The following is a 20,644-nucleotide window of genomic DNA, read 5'->3' as shown; positions in this document are numbered from 1 at the left end:
TCTCGCGATTCCTCTGTAGTTCAGTCGGTAGAACGGCGGACTGTTAATCCGTATGTCACTGGTTCGAGTCCAGTCAGAGGAGCCAAATTTCTGAAAAGCCCGCTTTTATAGCGGGCTTTTTGCTTTGTTACTTAATCAAATCCTTCGCATCTTTTCATGACGCAAAGGATCTGAACTCATTATCGGAACGGTGGTTCATTAAAGGTTCGCAGTTTACGCGAATGTAGTCGGTCGCCTTCTGCGCGCAGTAAGTCTATCGCCCGAATGCCAATTTGCAGGTGCTCGGAAATTGCGCCTTCATAAAAACGGTTAGCCTGACCGGGAAGTTTAATCTCACCATGCAACGGTTTATCTGAAACACACAGTAGCGTCCCGTAGGGTACGCGGAAACGATATCCTTGTGCTGCAATGGTGGCACTTTCCATATCAATCGCCACGGCCCGACTTAAATTAAAACGAAGTGCAGAAGCTGAGTAGCGTAACTCCCAGTTCCTGTCATCAGTGGTTACTACAGTTCCAGTACGTAGCCGCTGTTTAACTTCTTCACCCGGCCTGCCGCTGACGAGTTTGGTGGCGTCGTAAAGTGCACGTTGCACTTCAGCAATACTCGGAATAGGAATATCGGGGGGCAGAACCGCATCAAGAACGTGGTCATCGCGTAAATAAGCATGCGCAAGTACGTAATCTCCTATAGCCTGGCTTTCACGTAATCCTCCACAGTGACCAATCATCAACCAGACATCCGGGCGTAGCACCGCCAGATGATCGCAGATAGTTTTGGCATTTGACGGCCCCACGCCAATATTTACCAGAGTAATACCCTGGCCATCGGCAGTGATTAAATGCCATGCGGGCATCTGGTGTTTCTTCCATGCAAGGTCGGAAACTGCCTCTTCAGGTGCTTCGGTTTCAGCGGTGATCCAGTTCCCGCCGGCACAAGAAAGGGCAATGTAGGGGCTATCAGGATCAAGGATCTGGCTGCATCCCCAACGTACGAATTCATCCACATAACGTGTGTAGTTGGTAAACAAGACGAACGGCTGAAAATGTTCGACTGGCGTACCTGTATAATGGCGTAACCGTGCGAGGGAAAAATCTACCCGGCGTGCATCAAAATGCGATAGCGGGGAGAATTCCGTTGGATGATAAATGCCGTCTGCCGTTTCATCGCCAATTTGTGCCAGTTCGGTTGTCGGGAAATAGCGAGTTAATCCAGCGCTCATTGAGCGATCAAGCGTCAGTTCTGAGCCGTCGATGACATACGGATAAGGAATTTCATGTTCTGACGGTTGCACGGAAATATGGGCACCATAATCCTGGTACAGCAGAGTTAATTGTTCATTAAGATATGAACGAAAGAGAGCAGGGCGGGTGATGGTGGTGGTGTAGCTGCCAGCGTGAGTAAAACGACCAAACGCGCGTGTTTTGGGAGGGTTTGTTGCGCTACCGTCCCAGGTCACGGTCAATGATGGATAGACAAAAAGACCGTGTTTTCGGGCGTTTTCATCAGGCAATTCGCCACTTTTAATATATTTGCCAATGGCGTTGCGTAAAGCGACTACAGATTGCTCATACAGCGCTTCAAGTTCATTCAGTGCCTGAGCTGGGGTCAGACCGGAGCCCTTATTATTCATATGTCTCTCCTGTTCCATACAATTACCGCACTTCCGATAGTATGTCACAGGAATGTGAAACAAAAGTGTAAGGCGAAGATCGGACGATCTTCGCCATGCTATCAAGTGCGTTGATTGTCTTTCATCAACAGAGCGGTTATTGCGGAAATCAGGCAGCCTGCGAGCAAATAAATGGCGACACTATGCCAGTCTCCAGCAAAATAAGTAATGAGAGCGGCGGCAATAAAAGGTGTAAATCCACCGCCTACTACACTGGCAACCTGATATCCGACGCCAGCGCCGCTATAGCGATAACTGGCACCAAACATCTCGGTGAACATCGGTTGTTGCACACAAACCACCATGTCATGTGCAATATTCGCCAGCATAATGGAGAAGAAAACTATCCAGAAAATGGACTGTGCTTCAAGCGCCATGAAGAACGGAAATGCGCTTAATGTCCCGATTAATGCACCTGTAATATAAACCTTGCGGCGGCCAAAGCGGTCAGCAAGCCAGGCAAAACAGGGAATTGTCAGGCAGCTTAATCCCCCCACCAGCAAACCAATATTGAGGAACAATTCGCGCGGCAGCCCCATATTCTGGGTCGAATAGTTAAGTGCAAAGGCGGTAACGATATACATCGTCAGCAACTCGCACAGTCGCAGCGCAATAATCTTAAGGAAAGCGCCGGGATGCCGTAACAGAGCTTCGATAACCGGGATGCGTTTTTGCACTGCCGCTTGATTATGCTGCTGTTGTTCAAATTCAGCGGACTCCTCCATGCCATTGCGCACCCACAATGCACCCAGCACCAGTACGATGCTAAACAGGAAAGGAATGCGCCAACCCCAGCTTAAAAATTGCTCGTCAGTTGTCAGCATACTGATCAGTGAAACCAGTCCGGTTGAAAGGAGTAACCCTACTCCGTAACCAACCTGGACGCCGCTACTGTAAAAGGCTTTTTTGTTGTTGGGCGCGCTCTCAACGGACAGCAGCGCAGCGCCTCCCCATTCGCCGCCAACAGCAAATCCCTGAATAGCTCGCAGCATCACCAGTAAAATTGGTGCCCACCAGCCAATAGTTGAGAACGAAGGGAGAATGCCGATCAATGCAGTGGCGATGCCCATCATCCAGACGGTAAGCATCAACATGCGCTTACGCCCCAGGCGGTCGCCAAAATGGCCGAAAATGACACCACCGAGCGGACGGAAAAGGAAACCGACACCAAAGGTGGCAAATGCGGCGAGCGTTCCCATTGCAGGGCTTACCTGCGGGAAAAACTCGCGATTAAACACTAATGCGGCGGTAATGCCATAGAGTAAAAAATCATACCAGTCGACGACGGCACCCGCGAAACTGCCTAACGCAGCGCGTCGGGCGCGACTTAACGAAAGCGTTCCTTCATCGGGACGCGTGGAGATGAGCGTGGAGTCCATAGTGATCCTGTTTGTACTGTCTTTTTATAATTAGTATGGAAAAGGTAACTCACATTGCCGTCGATCTATAAACGAGCCTAATGAGACTACCGCGACAGAAAGCATCTGCAAATGTTTTTATGTCAGAAACTGAGGATGAAGGTCCGGAAGGGGGGACTGTAATATGCTGGAAACGATACATAATTATGAGTTCAGTTGCATATCACAACCGCGTTGGACAGAAAAATGTGAATGCTAAAGCCACAACGCATACTCGTCTGACACTATTTTTCTCTGATGGATTTTTTTGAATTTTCCTAATGGGATTTGTGTCACTGACACCAGGCGAGCTAATTGCTTGAATGATTGGCGGAGAGAGGGGGATTTGAACCCCCGGTAGAGTTGCCCCTACTCCGGTTTTCGAGACCGGTCCGTTCAGCCGCTCCGGCATCTCTCCGTTCAGATGGTTGCCATGATGCCAGGAAATTTGGCATTTTAACAGTCCCTGTCCGTGCAATTTTGTTCAAGTGACGAGTTTGCGAGCAAAACGATGATTAAGTGGCCCTGGAAAGTACAAGAAACAGATCATGAACATACGCTCCCATGGAAGGAAGCTCTGGCGATACCTCTTTTGACATGTCTGACAGAGCAGGAGCAAAGCAAACTAGTCACTCTTGCCGAACGTTTTTTGCAGCAAAAAAGACTGGTTCCACTACAAGGATTTGAACTTGATGCATTGAAAAGTAGTCGCATCGCCTTACTTTTCTGCTTGCCTGTCCTGGAGCTTGGACTGGAATGGCTGGATGGTTTTCATGAAGTGCTAATTTATCCTGCGCCATTTGTGGTAGACGATGAATGGGAAGACGATATAGGGCTGGTGCATAATCAGCGTATCGTTCAATCAGGACAAAGCTGGCAGCAGGGCCCAATTGTGCTGAACTGGCTCGATATACAAGATTCTTTCGATGCCTCGGGCTTTAATCTGATTATCCACGAAGTTGCACATAAACTGGATACACGAAATGGCGATCGCGCCAGTGGGGTTCCCTTTATTTCTTTACGTGAGGTCGCTGGATGGGAACACGATCTTCATGCTGCGATGGATAACATTCAGGAAGAAATTGAGTTAGTGGGCGAAAATGCCTCCAGCATCGATGCTTATGCTGCCAGTGACCCAGCAGAATGTTTTGCCGTGCTTTCCGAATACTTTTTTAGTGCACCCGAGCTTTTTGCGCCACGCTTCCCTTCGCTGTGGCAACGCTTCTGCCAATTTTATAAACAGGATCCATTACAACGGCTACGAAATGCCAATGGGCCAGACTCCTGTTCAGTACCAAATGTTCATTAAATATAAATTTTGTTGCTTAATTAACCGATTGAAATGGCTTGCGAATTTTAGTGTTGACACTCGCTGCGCTGCTAAGTAATATTCGCCTCGTTCTCACGATTCCTCTGTAGTTCAGTCGGTAGAACGGCGGACTGTTAATCCGTATGTCACTGGTTCGAGTCCAGTCAGAGGAGCCAAATTCTAGTTTTCATGCTTATCTGTACATCTCTATCTGTTTATGATTCAGTAAGTTAGCGTGAAAATCCTTCTCGGTGCGTATCTGATTTTCTCTCCGCATCGGGATAATTTGGTGGTCAGATCTGGGGTCAGTTTGGTTCGATTCTGGAGTGACCCCCAAATGTCTTTAAACGATTCTAAAATCCGCAAGTTAAAACCTTCTTCCCGTCCGGTAAAACTCTCCGACTCTCATGGTCTGTATCTGCTCGTCAATCCGGGCGGTTCACGCATCTGGTATCTCAAATATCGCTTTAGCGGCAAAGAATCCAGAGTCAGTCTCGGTGCATATCCGCTTGTCTCACTGGCGGAAGCCAGGCAGCAGCGCGACGGTATCCGCAAGTTGCTGGCGCAGAACATCAACCCGGCGCAGCAGCGCATGGCAGAAAAAACGGCCTGCTCTCCTGAAAAGTGCTTTAAGGCGGTGGCGCTGGCCTGGCACAAAACCAACAAAAAATGGTCGGCTGATTATGCCGCCCGCATTCTCGCCAGTATGGAAAACCATATCCTCCCGGCGATTGGTCACCTGTCCGTTGCCACGCTTAAAACGCAGGATTTCACGGCCCTGTTGCGGGTTATCGAGGATAAGGGCTTTCTGGAAGTCGCGTCCCGTACGCGGCAGCAACTCAGCAACATCATGCGTTATGCCGTTCAGCAGGGACTGACCGAAAGCAACCCGGCGCAGCATCTGGATGGCGTTGTCGCCTCACCCGTAAAAAATCACTACCCCGCGTTACCGCTGGAGCGGTTGCCTGAACTGCTTGACCGTATCGGCGACTACCAGCAGGGTCGCGAGTTAACCCGGCTGGCGGTGGTGCTGACGCTGCACCTGTTCATCCGTTCCAGTGAACTGCGCTTTGCCCGCTGGAGCGAGATCGATTTCAGGCACAAAATCTGGACCATCCCCGCCACCCGCGAAGCGATAGATAAAGTGCGTTTTTCAGGTCGCGGTGCAAAAATGCGTACTCCGCATATCGTGCCGCTCTCCCGCCAGGCGATTGCCATTCTGAAACAGATACAGGAACTTTCCGGCCATCTGGATCTGGTGTTTCCTGGCGATCACGATCCCTACAAGCCAATGAGTGAAAACACCACCAACCGGGCGCTGCGCCTGATGGGATATGACACCAAAACCGAAATCTGCGGGCATGGACTCCGGGCAATGGCCTGTAGCGCCCTGGTGGAGTCGGATCTCTGGTCACGCGATACGGTGGAACGACAAATGAGCCACCAGGAACGTAACAGCGTGCGGGCGGCATACGTGCATAAGGCGGAGCATCTGGAGGCCAGAAAGGCCATGATGCAGTGGTGGTCGGATTATCTGGATGTATGTCGTGAAGGGTATGTTGCGCCGTATATTTATGCGCGACAACATAAGGCGGCCTGAATCAGAAATAGCGTAAATGATTAAAATGGAAAAGCAGATCCTGATTGACCGGGATCTGCTTTTTTGTATTGAGAGGTATTGCCGTTTTTTTTGTTATTATCAATCGGAAAGTATCTAAAAATATTTGGCCCCAAATAATTTTGGGTGAAAACCAATCAATAAACCACTTATCAATAGGTAAGTACCGGAAATTATTCCAGTAGAATATTTTCAGTCGATTGCCTATTAATAAATACATTATTGATAGATAACTACCTTCTGTGATTTGCCCGCAAATCACAGAAGATGAAAAGCTATCAATAATCGATATTTTCACGGAATTACCACTTAATACATCCCCAAAAAATACGCCATAAAATACCGGACAATCTTTCCTGATACACATTATCACTGCACCAGCTATATAGAGACAAAATAATCTGCACCCGTCCCGGATAATCTGCTATCTGCGCCAGCGTCCCGCCGCTCTACCTATTCAGGACTGCGCCAGTTTCTGGCCCTTTGATTTTCGGCCCTTTCCGGTCAGGCGCTGTTACCCTTATCGCCCCCTTAGCCTTTTATAGCCCTTTCTCTTTCTGGCGCAACCAGTTTATCCGGAAATACACCTGGACTATCTGCACCAGATTGTATTTCACCACAAAATAACGGCACTAAGTGCAAAAAATAACATGAAGCACCTAAGATTGTTAATTTATATGCAGCAGGTTATGGTATCAAAAACCGTCGCAGCATTTTTATAAAGTCATGAGACATTCTGTGATTATACAATATATGTCACAGGATGCAGGAAAACACAGAGAGAATTATTCAGATATAATCCTGCGCCAGAATTAATGTGATTCCCCGGTGAATTTACATTTTCAAATTTTTCCAGTCCTGTGGTATCGGTAAAAACGATTGAACCACCTGTTATTAATCGGGATCGTTTCGAGTGATTACAGGGTAATCACTATAATATTCCGGCGAGCTACATTGGTTCAGCAGGAAAATCTGAACTGTTGTTATTTTCTCGCCATACAGTAACAATATTCTCATCATATTGTTACACGGTAACGACAGGTATCCGGTTATTTTATTTCATCCGGTCCCTGCGCCAGACTGATCGCTGTCGTTACGCAGTAACGGCATTATTTTGCGACATTCATGAAATCCGTCATTCCTCCTTCCAGCGATAGCCGTACACCTGTTTCACCCAGCGTCCGCGCCCGTCACCGTGGCCCAGATCCGTTGCCGTCAGCGCCAGCGATTCCTTCTCGCTGAATCCCTGCGCCAGATAATGGCGGATCGCGTCCTGCGCCCACGCATAGCGCAGCGAGTGCGGGGAAAATTCCCCCTTCAGCCCCACCTTAATGGCCTGTTTGTGCCAGTGATCCAGCGCCGTTTTGAGGTCAGGTTTGTCGATCAGCCTGCCATTGCGCTGTCTGGCGATCGGTAATGCGTTTTCCACCGCCTTTCTGACTGCGCCAGCGTCCAGGATCGTTGTATAGCGGGGACGCCCGCCCTTGGTGCCGAACACCACTTTCAGCCGGGTTTCTCCGCGTTCAATGGTTTTCAGCCATGTTTTCAGCGACTGTGAACTCTGTACCGCTTCCTGCGAGCGTAATCCCATCAGCCGTGCAATCTCCACCGCTGCTGCCAGCCCCGCATCCTGCGCACGGGCGTTCTCCATCACCTGTTGATAATACTCCGGCGTAATGGCACGGCGCGTGCCGTTGCGTGACGCGCCCGACAGCCCCAGCGCCTTATTGGTCAGGCGCGGATGTTCCACCACCTGGCGGCGTCCCGCCTGTCTCAGCACAGATCGTAGCGCCGCCATTTCGTTTTGCAGCGTGCGCAGACCAATATCCTGCTCCAGCCGCTCCTCAATGTAGCATTCGATATGACGCACTTTGATCTGCTCCACCCGCTGGATCTGGATATTCAGTTCGCGCAAATGCTGGCTGAACCGCTTCGTGGCATGGATACGGTAATCCACCGTTCTGAAGCTGCCGCCCGCTTTCTTCGCCAGCGCCTTCATTTCACTGCTTAATTTACTCATAATGACCCCCTGCAACAAAAACAAACAGTCTCCGGCGTGTGCTTTTTGGCTGCGCCAGAACGATACCTTCACGCCGGAGTGGCAGTTTGTTGAGGTTTAGGGAGTTTCAGGCTGTACGCAGTACAGACTGCCTGCCGAAGCAGGAAATTCTCCAGGGCGTCTTGCCCCCCTCGGTATCGATCTATTTCTCCTCTTACTCTGAACTGACAGCGGTCCGAAAGGGCATGTCAGGCGGCGGAAATATGGCGCAGGCCAGAACTGGCGCGGCTTGCGGCGGTATGTTGTGCGGCGTCACTTTGCTTTTTCGCTGACGCTGCCAAAGTGACGCCTCGTCTGGTGCAGGGCGTAAACGTTGCGTTCTGGTGCAGGGTGACGGTCACGCGACTGCAAAGCCTGACGGCAATGCAGGCCGCAGCCCGTCATGTGAGGGCGCTGGTCGTCAGCAGGATATGAAGCAGCCGGAGGCTTCCGGCAAAGTCAGAGGGCCAGCCCGTGAAGGCGTTGAACAATGTGGTGACGGTGAAGCCGTCCGGTGTGTATGTCCTTCAGTCTCAGACGCGGATGTCTTGCGTCTCCGGCGTTTGCAGAGATCAACGCCGGTAAAGGGTGCCATGCTGGCGATGCCAGGCGCTTCTTTCAGGCGTGAAGCGTCAAAGGGACTGCCCGGAGGCAGTTTATTGCAGGCGGGAGACTGCGCCATTATTTCTGGTGCAGGAAGGAAAAACTGTTTTTGGGTTTGAAAGTTTGTTCTACAGAGAGACCCAATAAACGAGGGCGCTGTAGCAGCGCCCTCAATCAGTCAGCATAAAAATCTATCAGGTCAGGATGGTTTCCAGTCTTGCCAGTACCTCATTAATGATACTGTCAGGGATGCGCTCCAGCCTTTTGCCGTTCCTGGCTCCCATATCAATAGTTCTGGGCTGATCGCAACGTATGATCCCCGTCGTTTTCGTGCCGGCTCCCTCCAGCGAAACTGCAAAACCCGCGTTACGGGCAAATTGTCCGCCACTGGTTACCGGAACAACGACAGGTAAACGTGTTACCTCATTAAACGAGGCCGGAGAAACAACAAGCACCGGGCGTTTTCCGCTTTGCTCGTGTCCGGTGGTAGGATCAAGTGAAACAAGCCAGATTTCCCCTCTGTCCATTTACAGGATCTCCTTCCCTGCGGCAGGCGCGTCAATCCATTCCCGCTCTTCATCGCTCATTTCGGCATGTGGATCGTACTGCGCCAGCAGTTCAGCCAGTGAATAGCGGGGGCGTTTTTGAGGTTCGATAATCAGGCAGCCGTTGTCAACGGTCACGCCGACTTCGCTGTCCGGCATCAGGGCCAGCGTTTTCAGCACCGCAGGCGGGACGGCCAGCATGACCGAGCCGCCAACTTTTTTCAGACGTGTGGTATACATAGGGCACCTCCAGAAGTTATATTTAAATATAACATTCATACTCTGCAATGTACAATTATCAGTCAGATCCATTGTGATTTCCTTAGTGTAACGAAGTGTGATGAAAGCCTTAATCTGTCTGTTGACAGATCGGACAGTTTTCAAAGGTCCTGTCGTACAAGGGCGACCATCCTGATACATCAGGCGCTTCTTTCAGGCCATGAAGCATTTTGAGCAGGAGGAAACCTACAGCACGGCGGTGATGGCGATAAGGGAAAACTGTTTTTTCGTTGCGAAGGATTATTTGTTGGGCGGGGAATAAAAATACAGCGCAGAATCTGTGCTGTAATCATCTCCCTGTGCGCAATCAGCCAGAGACTGATCACACACCGGGAGATACCACGTATCAATGTTCCTGATAGTTCAGTCATTGATACCTGTAATCAGGCGCGCTTTCGCATTATCCTTCCTGTTCGATTTCCCTTGCCATCGAAGTATCTGGAGGGCCAGATAATTTCTGGTGATATTTCCAGCGCATCAGCGATGATTTTTTCCCCACGCGGCCACGAGCGGGACAGCGCATTGGCGAGTGTTGCGGACGCCAGCCCCGCCTGACGTGAAAGCGCCGCCAGTGACATCCCCTTTTTTCTTAGTCCTGCAATAATATCGGCAGGATGCCAGTCCTGTTGCATCATGCAGTCACCTCTCTGATAAATTTCACACCATCGGCGGTACGCAGCCAGCGCGGCGCTTTCAGCCCCTCGGTAAAGTACCAGACCAGTTAACAGAGCAGCCCGGTCAGGGTTTGCTCTGTTTTTGGCTCCGTCGGGTGTTCCAGCAGAAGCTGGAGCAGCGCCAGGCAGTATTCGCACAACGAATCAGGTTCGGGGTCGAAGTGTTGTGGTGTAGCGGGAGGGGTATCAACGGTCAGGCTTTCGGTAAGATGCGGCGGGATGGGGTCGTGCAGTGTGGGTTGCAGCAGCGCAAGGCAGGCGTGAAGCCGTCCGCAAAGCGCCAGCCGCAGCGCGGGATCGTCGGTTTCTATCAGGGTTTCGGCGAAGTGTGCGCAGTAGTCGGCAAGGACGGTGAAGTCCGTGGCAGCGTTAAAGGGAACGGATAATAAATCGAGTAAATCGCAGTCAGGGGTGAGGATTGTAGCCATAAGGCAACCTCCGATGAGTAATGTTTATTACCGCCACCGGAGAGGCTAATCTCACGGGTGGCGGAACCGGACAGGGTTAGCCTTACCGGCCTCATCGACACCGGCGCGTCTTGCGACGCCCCCGCCCGGCCCGCCATTGAGGTGTAGCCGTGCGCACGACACAAAAAAAGCGCTGACGCGCCTTTGTGTCGTCGATGAAGGATTCAGGAGGCTAATCCCGACGCCTGATTTTGCAGACGTGGGGTAAGGATACTGCGATTGGCGATGAGCGGCAAGAGTGAAGAAGGAGCACTGCTTATGCCAGATATCTGGCATACAACAACAGTATAACATCCTGACTCATCATTATGTTACAGAATGCGTAATGCGCATTGTTTTATAACGAAAAAGTTACCATAAGCATTGTAATGCTATTCGAACGGCGTAACATAAGTTGTTGAAATAGTAGTCGTTGAAAAGTCGATATGGATGAGGTGACATGTGAATACCCCGTTATTGCGTTCTTATAATGCCGTTATCGAATATACGTTATCCCAGGCGAAAAAATCTAAGGCAGTGAAACGTATTGCCGGGTTTTGTCAGCTTCAGGGACCTACGGGTAGCGGAAAAACCAGCTCACTCTACCGCTCTGGCTATGCCGATAACGCTCTCCCGGCGCTGGAGACGATAAAAAAATCAGGCTCTCAAGCCATTTTGATTACCCATCGCTGGAATATTTTGCACGACATTTATGAGAAAACGGCAGAGCATAAAGACAGTAACGGAAAACCATTCACCGTCAGTGTGCTCTACGCACAAGATGAGCAGATTGTTTCTGCCATTGAGGTCACCCCTTTACCTCATGAGGAAAATATTTCCTCAGACTCACTTCCCGATCCATTTGACTCCATCAGTAACCTTGAAAACAGGAATTTGTTTGCCAGTCAGGATATCGCCGACAAATTGCGTAGAAATTGCAAAAATATACTGCATATTAACAAATCGCTGAAAGGATATCCGACACGTTTTCAGACGGCTATCGCCAGTGAAAAAGAATCATTAATCAAATCGTGTGCGGCGGTGGAAATAACTCTGATTCAGAATATCAAATCGCTGGAAAAAGAAGCTAAGAAACAAAAAGAAAAATATGGCGAAGAGCATGAACTCACGCAGGCAGCCAGGCAACGAGTTGCTGATTTCCGTCGCCACGCCTGGGTCAGGCGAATTCTGCCCGCCATTGCCTGGCGTGACGAAAAGCAACACCTGCTGATCATGACGACTCAAAAGATGGCTTCATCGTTTTACGATGGGCGTCGCAAAGTAAAAATGTCCAGCAAAGAGCTGCGTAATTACATCATTTTCATCGATGAATTTGATTACCAGGCTGAGGTATTACAAGAGTATCTGGCACAGGCGCAATGGGTTCAGGAGCCACCTGAATGTCTGGGTCAGTTGCTCGATGGGGGACGCAGATTACTACAACGTATGCAGTATGTTGAAACGGAACCTGCGCCAATGATCCGTGAACGTCTAGAAAAATTTATTAATGATCTGGATAGCGCATTAACAGAAAAACATGTTGATTTAACACATGCCAGATCACTGGTTATTCCTCTTCAGCAATATCTGGATAATAAACCTTTTGGTGAGCATTATTTATTCCGTTCCGATCAACTGGTGACCAGTGAACGACTTATTATGCGAAAAGCAGAACATGGCTACGAAATTATCAGGCCAGACTCTCCGCTTCAGGATAGCGATCAGACTATCGACATCAGTGATTTTTTACGCTTGATGGAGAAATTCATTCGGCAGTTTAGCCTGATGTTGACCGACCTGACTGCCAGTGAAGATGAAGCGTATGAATACATTAAAAAGTTAACCCGACTTCTGTTCGACCCCGTTAATGATTACAAGCCATCATACTACGGCTCAACCCTGCCCAATATGTCCCGATTTCTGTTACCGCGTACTGACCTGCCGGAACTACGGGAATTAAGGAAAAGTAATATTTTACCCAATACTCATGCCGGTATTTTTGGCTTGACCAACTGGTTGCTGAAACAGAATGTCTCAGATACGGATATCGATCCGTTACGGATACAGATCAAACGTGCCTTTCTGCCCACGACGGCAGAAGGTCTGCTGCTTTCTCTCGCCAGTCGTAATCTTGTCTTTGCACTGTCGGCTACGTCATATATTGAAAGAGCCTGTAATCACTTCGATGTCAGGTGGATTAATTCAGCGCTTCGTTATATTGCAGAAGCGCGCAACCCTGCTGTTACACAAAGTTTTCTGGGAACAACTTTTGAAAAACGACCTGCCGACTGGTTTAAAGAACCGATACCTTATGTCCAGACGGTTGATGATTTCCAGTTACAGTATTTAGCTATTGAAGAGATCAATAACAGCAAAGAAAATATTAGAAACACGCAACTGAATGCTGAGATTCATGATTTCAATAGCATAAAGAATAGCCCGTATTCTGTTGATCTGCTCGCTTCGCTAGCCCCCGATTTTTTCCAGAATGGCGATGACCCCTCATCGGATTTCGAATCAGAATATCGAAAAAATATACTGCTAAAATTGCTTAATGTGTTGGATCTTGCGGGAAAAAGGCCTCAACACCGGGGGCATCTTGCTTTCGTGAATTCCATCGCCTATTTAAGAAAATGGCTTACCACTGCAATAGCAACGCAAAGTAGAGAATGCCTCGCATGGTTAAAAATGGAACAACCCTTATCTGATGATCCTCTGCTAAAAAGTTTTGCTGATGTGTTTATCCCGGTGACCATACATAATGAGCCTGCACTGATTTGTCTGTTAACCGCAGAATGCCAGAAGAAAAAGGGCTTTAGTGATGCTTATCAGGCCGCATTTACCTCCCGGCGTATTGTCATAGTGCTGACGCAGACCGCCTCTGCGACGAATGGTGTGAATCTGGATTTCAGTCTGCCTGAATCTGGCAAAAGTATGGATCTGACCTGTTTATATTTACTGGAATCACGACATTATTATTTTTCCGCTTTTCAGGCCAATACAGAAAGCAATGATGATATGGCGCATGCAGGTTTCCAGTTGCGCAATCTGGAAAAACTGCTCCGTGCTGGTGAAATTTCTCGTCAGCAGCATCAACGCTTCATTCTGCCATTAATGATGAACCGAAAATATGAGATTTCCCGATTAAACGGCGAATATAAGAGAACCAGTGATTACGTAAAAAATACGGCAGCCAATGTGCAACAACAAGTCGGTCGTATTGAACGAGCCTGGTGTGAAGTCCCCAATGCTGAAATCCATCTTGATTCTGAACTGGCAAAAGACCTCTCGCGCTTTGCTTCATTGCCTGTTTATACATCAAACCGTCGTCAGCTTTCTGCTCTCAATCGCCAGTTACTGGATATTTTACGGGAACGTGATGAAAAGATGCAGGACAATTTCCTTAACCTGATTATGACACCGACACAACCGGGTAAATTGGCTCTGGATTATATCGATAAACGCCTGGTTCCGGCCATACGATTGTTGCGAGAGCAATCAACACCCAGAAATGATGTTACGCAACTCTGGAGACAATTAGGTAAAGCGATACTTCAACACGACCTTGCTTGGAAACCAAGACATAATGACTTTGGTATTGATCTTGAACTGTACAAGTGGGCTTGTTTTAAAAAACCAGAATCTGCATTGAATAGTGGAGAAATCTGGTATTCCCCTCAGACCTGGCAGTTTTTTGAGGAAGCAGCAGAAGGACGGCGTAAGTACAATCCTCAGGTGTTGTATCAACATATACAGCGTCATTCGGACATTACTGACTGGTTTAACCGTAAAGGGTACAGAACATCTTTAATGCCTTACGCTAACGATCTGGAAGAACATTACGCCTTCCACCCGCTGATCGCGCAACGTCTACTTATGGGGCGCTTGGGTGAAGAGGCTATTCGGGCACTACTTCATGAGCGTTATAAAATTATTACTACGACTCAGGTAAGCGACCATCGAGTTTTCGAACTGTATGATTTTAGTGTAAAAAACTCGGATTACCGCATAGATGCGAAATTTTGGGGACAGGATACTCTCGACAAAGCGGATGAAGAATATCAGCAATGGCTGGCGTCTGGTGCTGACCCGACTCAAACTCCTCTGGGATTAAGTAGCAAATTAGAAAAAATACGTGCGGTTGAGGGAGACAACGTCAAACTTGTTATCGCTAATTTCGTGGCTCCCCATTCTGATTGTCAGTTGCTGGGATTTTCAAGTCAGTTAATTCCGGTTCAGGATCTTTATCATGCAGATATTCTCATTCTCGGCGGGTGTGTTACTCCCAACACGGTTTCATCAGTTACGCCAGGATTTGGAAGTCTTATTAAAATAATCGAACAGAATATTAAGGAAAGGGCATAATTTATGATGAACCATGATGCCGAAGTAATCCGTTCACTTCCCCTTTCTCATATGATTTATCGGGACAGTGAGATCGACCAGGAGAAAGCTGAAAAGCTGATTGTTTACCATTATCCATTAAGCAAAAATTATCGCTGGAAGCAGTGGGAAAATCATCTTGATCGTGAATTAGGTGACCGATATCATCCTTATCTGATGCGCTTCTATAAAGAGCAATTTGGATTGTTCGTTGCGGTTGATTCAGAACAGGATACTCCTCCCGTTATTAAAAATGCCGATGGCATAATCATCTCACCAGAAAGGATAAAGTACGAGACCTCGCTTAATCCCATATGGATTCGTCTTATCATGCGTAAAATCTCTGCATTTGGTTCTCATTGCAAGGGTAGCCACTCATTAGGCCGACCACTACTACAGACAGATGCCTGGAAAAGTAAAACCAGTTGCGGTATCAATACCATTAGCCTGGACTGCCGAACTCAGCAAAGAAGTGATAAAGATACAACAGAAGTCGTTTTATTTTATGAAAATGTACCACTACGACCTGTGGATATGAAAAGCGAATTTTCAACCGCCTCTCAGGCACTGTGGGTGTATGACAAAAATAAAGTGCTGGTCCGCAGGATGCCTGAAAAATCAACAAGGCAAAAATTTCAGGCTTATCAAGAAATACCTAAAAAAAAGAATAAGCGTAAGCTTCGTCCCTTTATTGATCTCTCTTCGCCTGATGCGTTAAGAAATAGTTGGCCATGGATCCTCAAACCTGTACAAAATGAATTTATTGAACAAGCCAAAATTTTTGGTTTTACATTAACCCCCGTAGTTCTCCAGTTGCGTCCACTGCCGCTAAAGACTAAATTCAAAACGACTGAGAGGGCAAAATTTCCTGGCGTACAGCTTAATGCCGAGATCAAAGTACTTGATTTACGTTTTTCGCGAAATATTCCCCCACAACAGATAGTGACTCAGATACAAAAGGTGTTGAACAAAAAATATCCTAATGTACAGCTGGAGTTATTACCGGATTCAGAACCCTCATCATTTGAACGGTTGGAAAAAGATAATTCTATATGCATCCTTGTTTTGTTAGATCAGATCCGCGGCATAATTGATGACCGCTATCTGTTAACTCAGAATCTAAGAACTAAAATTGCGTGCCAGCATATCAACGTTAATCCGTTTGATCTTGGCGGTGATTCTGTTGTTGATAATTTATTAATTGAACAGGATACTCCCGATGGGACTACCCGACTCATCCCTACGGTAGATTCTTGCTATTACGACTATACTATTCAAGATTTTGAGAAAAAGACCTGTCTTGATGCATTGGCGCGTAATGCCGAAGTTGCGTACAAAGAACTTGCGTTGAAATATCTTTTACTTTGCAAAGAAACAAGAATCAGTACTAGCCTGACAGAGCAAAAAGACTTACTGACTCATGACCTATTGGTTATCACCGAAGGATATTTATTCACCGCTGAACAAGACCGCCCAGTAATTTTACCTTTTAATCCTTCTTGCCCGGATTTAGTTAAAGCCTGCGATGAAAGGCTAAAACTATTTGATACCTCTGTCGAGGCTCTTCTTACTCTCTTAAATAAAAAATGGCCTTATGCATATCGCCCTGAATCAGTAGCACAAGGTTTTGGCAGCAGTGAAGAAAAACTAGCCAGATTTGCTCAGAGATTGACAATAATCATACATCGAATGGAGGAAGTATCCATTCTTCTCCAGGACCCGAAATATGATACTCCTAATATGATCCCTGAAAATTTAGATGCCTTAATGACGGTTATTGATACTCAAAGTCAGCAACTCCCACTTAATCACTGGCTATTACCAGATGCTGAGGTACTGTCATATTATATAGAGAAACTTAATGAGGAAGATGAATTATCTAACGCCAATAAAAACGCACTATTGAGTGAATTAGACTTACTGTGTGATATATGGAATTGTGCTCTGCGTGAGTATTACTGCAATAATAAAATTAATGTAACCTATGATGTTTTAAAAAAGTATACATTCTCTAAATGGCCTGAAAGAAAAAATTCACTCCAGGTGGGTGATCAAAAGCTGGTGAAAAAAGCCAGCTCATCATTAATAGCATCATGGAATAAATTACTCTCTCGAATTTTTGATTTGCCTTTAGGTGATCCGCGAAACTGGTTGAAAAACATACCAGGCATTACACGACTCTGGCATGATCCAGAACAAAATTACGTTATCGTCGGGAGTTTGGCCCCGCTTCAACCTCAAATTCAGCGCCAGCCCAGTATTCGCCAGTGGCACCCATTACAAGGGGAACTGAATCCTGAACTTCTGGCTGGATTAGTTGATGTTGACTGGGTCAGAATGAATCAACTGGCGGGTAACCCCTGTGTAGCAACGCTTATTCGACGATGGAAAGAATGCCAACCTCAACCGAATGATGTTCGTGAGGCCTCTTTGACCGAGTGAGATACCAAAACATACCTCAGGAATAAATATAGCCTGAGGTACATTTTGCATAGCAGAGTAATCGCAAGAATGAAAATTACAGGCAGAGCAATAACATCAGATTTATCGATAGACTATAAATAGATCATGAGGGACATATGCGCATTCATCAGGTTGAAATAAAAAACTTCCGTCTTTTAGCTGATGCAGAGCTTGTATTGGAGGAACAGACGACCGTCATTGTTGGAAGAAACAACAGCGGAAAAACATCACTCTCAGAAATAATACGCAGATTCTTAGCAGACGGTAGCGCTACTTTCCAACTTGAAGATTTTTCCAGTTCCTGCTATGACCGTTTTTGTGATGCTCTGGAAGCACTTAACGAAGGCATAGAAGATCATCTCGTTCGAGAACTTATTCCCGCCATTGAACTTCGACTGAAATTCCAGTACGACCCTGCACAGCCTCAATTAGGTCCATTGAGTCCTTTTGTTATTGATTTGGATCCCGCGTGTTCTGAAGCGCAGGCAGTAGTCCGATATGAATTGAAAGGTGGTCAACTGACACAATTTCTTGAAAGTCAGACTGAAATGCCACTTTCCGGAGAGGACCGTCTCGCTTTCCTCCGTATATTGCGAGAACGTATCCCTAATAATTTCTGTGTGAAAATATGGGCTGAAGATCCCAACGATCCTGATAATCGTCGCGAGTTACCACCAGGTACATTGCGCAGTCTGGTCAAATCGGGCTTTATCAACGCTCAGCGAGGACTTGATGATGTGACATCCCGAGAATCCGATGTACTGGCTAAAACGGTTGAAAATCTTTTCGCAACGGCCTCTTCGGCATCTGCGGGAGCGGCTGATAAACAAATTGCTGATGCATTGAAAGGTGCGGTTCAGGGCATTCAGACTCAAATTGACACAAACTTCGGAAACCAGCTCAACAATCTGATTCCGGCGCTAGAAACTTTTGGATACCCCGGATTGGGAGGCCAGTCGTTACATACTGAAACATTGCTCGATGTTAGCAAGTTGCTATCAAACTTCACTAAAGTTCGCTATTCAGGTTATAGCGGCATCGCATTACCGGAGTCATATAACGGTCTTGGTACACGTAATTTGATATTTATTCTCTTGCAATTAGCTGGTTTCTATAAAGCATTTTGCGCCGAAGTTACTGGGCCGGGTGTACACCTGATATTCATTGAAGAACCTGAAGCCCATCTGCATCCGCAAATGCAGGAGGTTTTTATTCGTCAACTTGCCAAAATTGCACAGCAACTGGTGGATGGTACTGAGGACAGGAGACCCTGGCCTGCACAGTTTGTTGTGTCTACACACTCGTCTCACATTGCCAATGCGGCTGGTTTCGAGAGTATTCGCTATTTTCTGGGGGCTCCAACACAGGGGACTCAGGAAGGTGTCCGAACAACCAAAATTAAAGATCTCCGTAAAGGTCTAAAACATATTCCAATTGATGATAAAAAATTTCTTCATCAATATATGACGTTGACACGTTGCGATCTGTTTTTCGCAGATAAAGCGATTCTTGTCGAGGGGTTAAGCGAGCGATTATTGCTTCCCGTCATCATCAAAAAACTAGAATCAGCTGAACCAGAAAGACCGAAGCTGTCGAGCCAGTACGCCACGGTGATGGAAGTTGGCGGTGCTTACGCTCATTTGTTCTTCGAGTTATTAGAGTTTCTTGAGCTTCAGAGTCTAATCATAACAGATCTGGACGCAGTCCTAAGAGCAGGAGGTCAGGCATGTGTTGTTCATCAAGGTACATATTCCAGTAATGCTTGTTTGAAAGCATGGTTCTCTGAAGATACCCCTTTCACATTAGCTGGTTTGATTGCCAAGAGTGACGATGATAAAGCTCGTAATGGAAATCGTATTGCCTATCAATGTGCAGAGGTAACAGGTGGTCCCTGCGCACGCACATTCGAAGATGCATTCATCCTTGCAAATTCTGCTCTATTCGGGCTGGTTGGGGGAAATATTCAGGCACTGGAAATAGAAGCCCGTGATAAGGCGGCAGAATGGAAAAAATCAGAATTTGCATTGAAATACGCAATTACAGAGACAGAATGGAACGCACCAAAATACATAGCCGATGGAATTCGCTGGTTAGCTGACAGCAATGAGTCTATGACGCAAGACCCAGTATTGGCACAGGTTATCGAGGCCACCGCTAGCATTGAAGAAGGAGCCCGCGCTGATGCCTGAGATCAATTCGCCCGCTGAAGCTGCTAGCCAGCGTGCTTTGGAATCTATGTATACCTGTCTCAGTGAAGGACAAAGCTTCCGACTGGAAGCTGGCGCTGGTGCGGGTAAAACGTATTCTCTCATTAAGGCACTTAGATTCTTGATTGAGCGAAACAAGGATTTATTTGAAAAACGTAGCCAGCAAATCGCCTGTATCACTTTTACTAACGTGGCGAAGGATGAAATTGTCGCGCGGACAGATCGAAGCCCCATCGTTTTTTGTGATACCAATCATGCGTTCTGTTGGTCGCTAATCAGTAGCTTTCAAAAACCGTTGAGAGAACTGATTGAAACAATGCCAGCATGGATAGAAAAGCTCGAAGAAGTTGATGGAAGCCTTGGTAATCGTAGTGTTGAGTATAATCTTGGACATCGCTCTATTCGCGACCATCGTATAACTCTTCATCATGACGATGTTCTTTCTTTAACTATCTCACTCATGGAGCACGAAAAATTCCGTAGAGTGATTGCAGAACGCTTTCCAATCATTCTGGTCGATGAGTACCAGGACACTGATAAAAACTGGGTTGAGGCAATTAAACGGCATTTTCTTGGACAAACCAGAGCACCTTTATTTGGTTTTTTCGGCGACCATTGGCAAAAAATCTATGGTGGTGGATGTGGAAAGTTGGAACATCAGGATGTAGTTGAAATAGGTAAAGAAGCCAATTTTCGTTCGGACAAGATAATTGTTGATGCCCTTAATCGAATGAGACCTGAGCTATCGCAGTGTGTTAAAGATCCTGAGGCTGTAGGTCTGGTACGCGTTTTCCATACAAACAATTGGCAAGGAGTACGTCAGAAAGGCGTGCACTGGAGTGGTGATTTACCATTAAGTGAAGGCCAAGCTACTCTGGAACGAGTTAAAACAACGTTGCAGCAGGATGGTTGGGACTTTTCTCCCAATCACACCAAAATTCTCATGTTGTAGTGGCATAGTGAATTTGGCCACCTGAATAGAGGTGATATCATCACCTCATAGTCAAAA

Annotated in this window: 13 protein-coding genes, 3 tRNA genes and 1 pseudogene; 8 read left to right on the top strand and 9 right to left on the bottom strand. The window is 47.0% G+C overall.

The window, feature by feature from the left end:
* The first annotated feature begins 9 nt into the window (after positions 1-9).
* Positions 10-85, top strand: a tRNA-Asn gene (locus A9180_RS14450).
* 94 nt (positions 86-179) lie between these two features.
* On the opposite strand, the gene amn is transcribed toward A9180_RS14450, so the two are convergent.
* The 3 genes from amn to A9180_RS14435 form a co-directional block, all read right to left on the bottom strand.
* Positions 180-1,634 (bottom strand): AMP nucleosidase, encoded by a 1,455-nt coding sequence (gene amn, locus A9180_RS14445; protein ID WP_064529381.1) that lies wholly within the window; start codon positions 1,632-1,634, stop codon positions 180-182.
* A gap of 101 nt (positions 1,635-1,735) precedes the next feature.
* Positions 1,736-3,052: a shikimate transporter gene (gene shiA, locus A9180_RS14440; RefSeq protein ID WP_064529380.1), complete on the bottom strand. Its 1,317-nt coding sequence runs from the start codon at positions 3,050-3,052 to the stop codon at positions 1,736-1,738.
* Positions 3,053-3,398: 346 nt separating this feature from the next.
* Positions 3,399-3,488 (bottom strand) — tRNA-Ser (locus tag A9180_RS14435).
* Positions 3,489-3,581: 93 nt separating this feature from the next.
* Here A9180_RS14435 and mtfA point away from each other — a divergent pair.
* The 3 genes from mtfA to A9180_RS14420 all read left to right on the top strand — a co-directional run bounded on the left by mtfA (position 3,582) and on the right by A9180_RS14420 (position 5,979).
* Positions 3,582-4,379 (top strand): DgsA anti-repressor MtfA, encoded by a 798-nt coding sequence (gene mtfA, locus A9180_RS14430; RefSeq protein ID WP_064529465.1) that lies wholly within the window; start codon positions 3,582-3,584, stop codon positions 4,377-4,379.
* Between the two features lie 100 nt (positions 4,380-4,479).
* A tRNA-Asn gene (locus A9180_RS14425) sits at positions 4,480-4,555 on the top strand.
* Positions 4,556-4,716: 161 nt separating this feature from the next.
* Positions 4,717-5,979: a tyrosine-type recombinase/integrase gene (locus A9180_RS14420; RefSeq protein ID WP_064529379.1), complete on the top strand. Its 1,263-nt coding sequence runs from the start codon at positions 4,717-4,719 to the stop codon at positions 5,977-5,979.
* Between the two features lie 1,153 nt (positions 5,980-7,132).
* Here A9180_RS14420 and A9180_RS14410 read toward each other — a convergent pair.
* The 6 genes and pseudogenes from A9180_RS14410 to A9180_RS14390 form a co-directional block, all read right to left on the bottom strand.
* On the bottom strand, positions 7,133-8,017 hold the full coding sequence (locus tag A9180_RS14410) for an integrase domain-containing protein (RefSeq protein WP_064529378.1): 885 nt from the start codon (positions 8,015-8,017) through the stop codon (positions 7,133-7,135).
* Positions 8,018-8,244: 227 nt separating this feature from the next.
* Complete coding sequence (locus tag A9180_RS24550) at positions 8,245-8,397, bottom strand: hypothetical protein (RefSeq protein ID WP_157945697.1); 153 nt, start codon at positions 8,395-8,397, stop codon at positions 8,245-8,247.
* 435 nt (positions 8,398-8,832) lie between these two features.
* Complete coding sequence (locus A9180_RS14405; protein ID WP_064529377.1) at positions 8,833-9,165, bottom strand: type II toxin-antitoxin system PemK/MazF family toxin; 333 nt, start codon at positions 9,163-9,165, stop codon at positions 8,833-8,835.
* Positions 9,166-9,423 carry a hypothetical protein gene (locus tag A9180_RS14400; protein ID WP_064529376.1) on the bottom strand — a complete coding sequence of 86 codons (258 nt, stop codon included), beginning with the start codon at positions 9,421-9,423 and terminating at the stop codon, positions 9,166-9,168. It lies immediately after the preceding gene.
* 422 nt (positions 9,424-9,845) lie between these two features.
* A complete protein-coding gene (locus A9180_RS14395; RefSeq protein WP_064529375.1) occupies positions 9,846-10,097 on the bottom strand; it encodes a helix-turn-helix domain-containing protein in 252 nt (83 codons plus the stop codon).
* Positions 10,094-10,564 (bottom strand): annotated as a pseudogene (locus tag A9180_RS14390) (hypothetical protein). The gene A9180_RS14395 and the pseudogene A9180_RS14390 overlap by 4 nt, the downstream one beginning before the upstream one ends.
* Positions 10,565-11,044: 480 nt before the next feature.
* Between A9180_RS14390 and A9180_RS14385 the strand changes: the two are divergent.
* From A9180_RS14385 to A9180_RS14370, 4 genes are all read left to right on the top strand, one after another.
* Positions 11,045-14,947, top strand: coding sequence for a hypothetical protein (locus A9180_RS14385; protein ID WP_064529374.1), 3,903 nt, complete (start codon positions 11,045-11,047; stop codon positions 14,945-14,947).
* A 3-nt stretch (positions 14,948-14,950) separates the two neighbouring features.
* On the top strand, positions 14,951-17,407 hold the full coding sequence (locus tag A9180_RS14380; RefSeq protein ID WP_064529373.1) for a hypothetical protein: 2,457 nt from the start codon (positions 14,951-14,953) through the stop codon (positions 17,405-17,407).
* 137 nt (positions 17,408-17,544) lie between these two features.
* Positions 17,545-19,617 (top strand): ATP-dependent nuclease, encoded by a 2,073-nt coding sequence (locus A9180_RS14375; RefSeq protein ID WP_064529372.1) that lies wholly within the window; start codon positions 17,545-17,547, stop codon positions 19,615-19,617.
* Positions 19,610-20,587, top strand: coding sequence for a UvrD-helicase domain-containing protein (locus A9180_RS14370; RefSeq protein WP_262364618.1), 978 nt, complete (start codon positions 19,610-19,612; stop codon positions 20,585-20,587). The genes A9180_RS14375 and A9180_RS14370 overlap by 8 nt, the downstream gene beginning before the upstream one ends.
* The last annotated feature ends 57 nt before the right edge of the window (positions 20,588-20,644 follow it).

This window comes from Escherichia sp. B1147 (genome assembly GCF_001660175.1).
Lineage (GTDB): Bacteria > Pseudomonadota > Gammaproteobacteria > Enterobacterales > Enterobacteriaceae > Escherichia > Escherichia whittamii.
The sequence above is the reverse complement of the archived record's forward strand: the minus strand, read 5'-3'. Positions and strand labels throughout refer to the sequence as shown.

Excerpts from the sequence above, each read along its gene's own strand:
- A9180_RS14395 (WP_064529375.1), bottom strand. The coding sequence starts at position 10,097 with ATGATGCAACAGGACTGGCATCCTGCCGATATTATTGCAGGACTAAGA.
- mtfA (WP_064529465.1), top strand. The coding sequence starts at position 3,582 with ATGATTAAGTGGCCCTGGAAAGTACAAGAAACAGATCATGAACATACG.
- shiA (WP_064529380.1), bottom strand. The coding sequence starts at position 3,052 with ATGGACTCCACGCTCATCTCCACGCGTCCCGATGAAGGAACGCTTTCG.
- A9180_RS14375 (WP_064529372.1), top strand. The coding sequence starts at position 17,545 with ATGCGCATTCATCAGGTTGAAATAAAAAACTTCCGTCTTTTAGCTGAT.
- A9180_RS14400 (WP_064529376.1), bottom strand. The coding sequence starts at position 9,423 with ATGTATACCACACGTCTGAAAAAAGTTGGCGGCTCGGTCATGCTGGCC.
- A9180_RS14380 (WP_064529373.1), top strand. The coding sequence starts at position 14,951 with ATGATGAACCATGATGCCGAAGTAATCCGTTCACTTCCCCTTTCTCAT.
- A9180_RS14370 (WP_262364618.1), top strand. The coding sequence starts at position 19,610 with ATGCCTGAGATCAATTCGCCCGCTGAAGCTGCTAGCCAGCGTGCTTTG.
- A9180_RS14405 (WP_064529377.1), bottom strand. The coding sequence starts at position 9,165 with ATGGACAGAGGGGAAATCTGGCTTGTTTCACTTGATCCTACCACCGGA.
- A9180_RS14420 (WP_064529379.1), top strand. The coding sequence starts at position 4,717 with ATGTCTTTAAACGATTCTAAAATCCGCAAGTTAAAACCTTCTTCCCGT.
- A9180_RS14410 (WP_064529378.1), bottom strand. The coding sequence starts at position 8,017 with ATGAGTAAATTAAGCAGTGAAATGAAGGCGCTGGCGAAGAAAGCGGGC.
- amn (WP_064529381.1), bottom strand. The coding sequence starts at position 1,634 with ATGAATAATAAGGGCTCCGGTCTGACCCCAGCTCAGGCACTGAATGAA.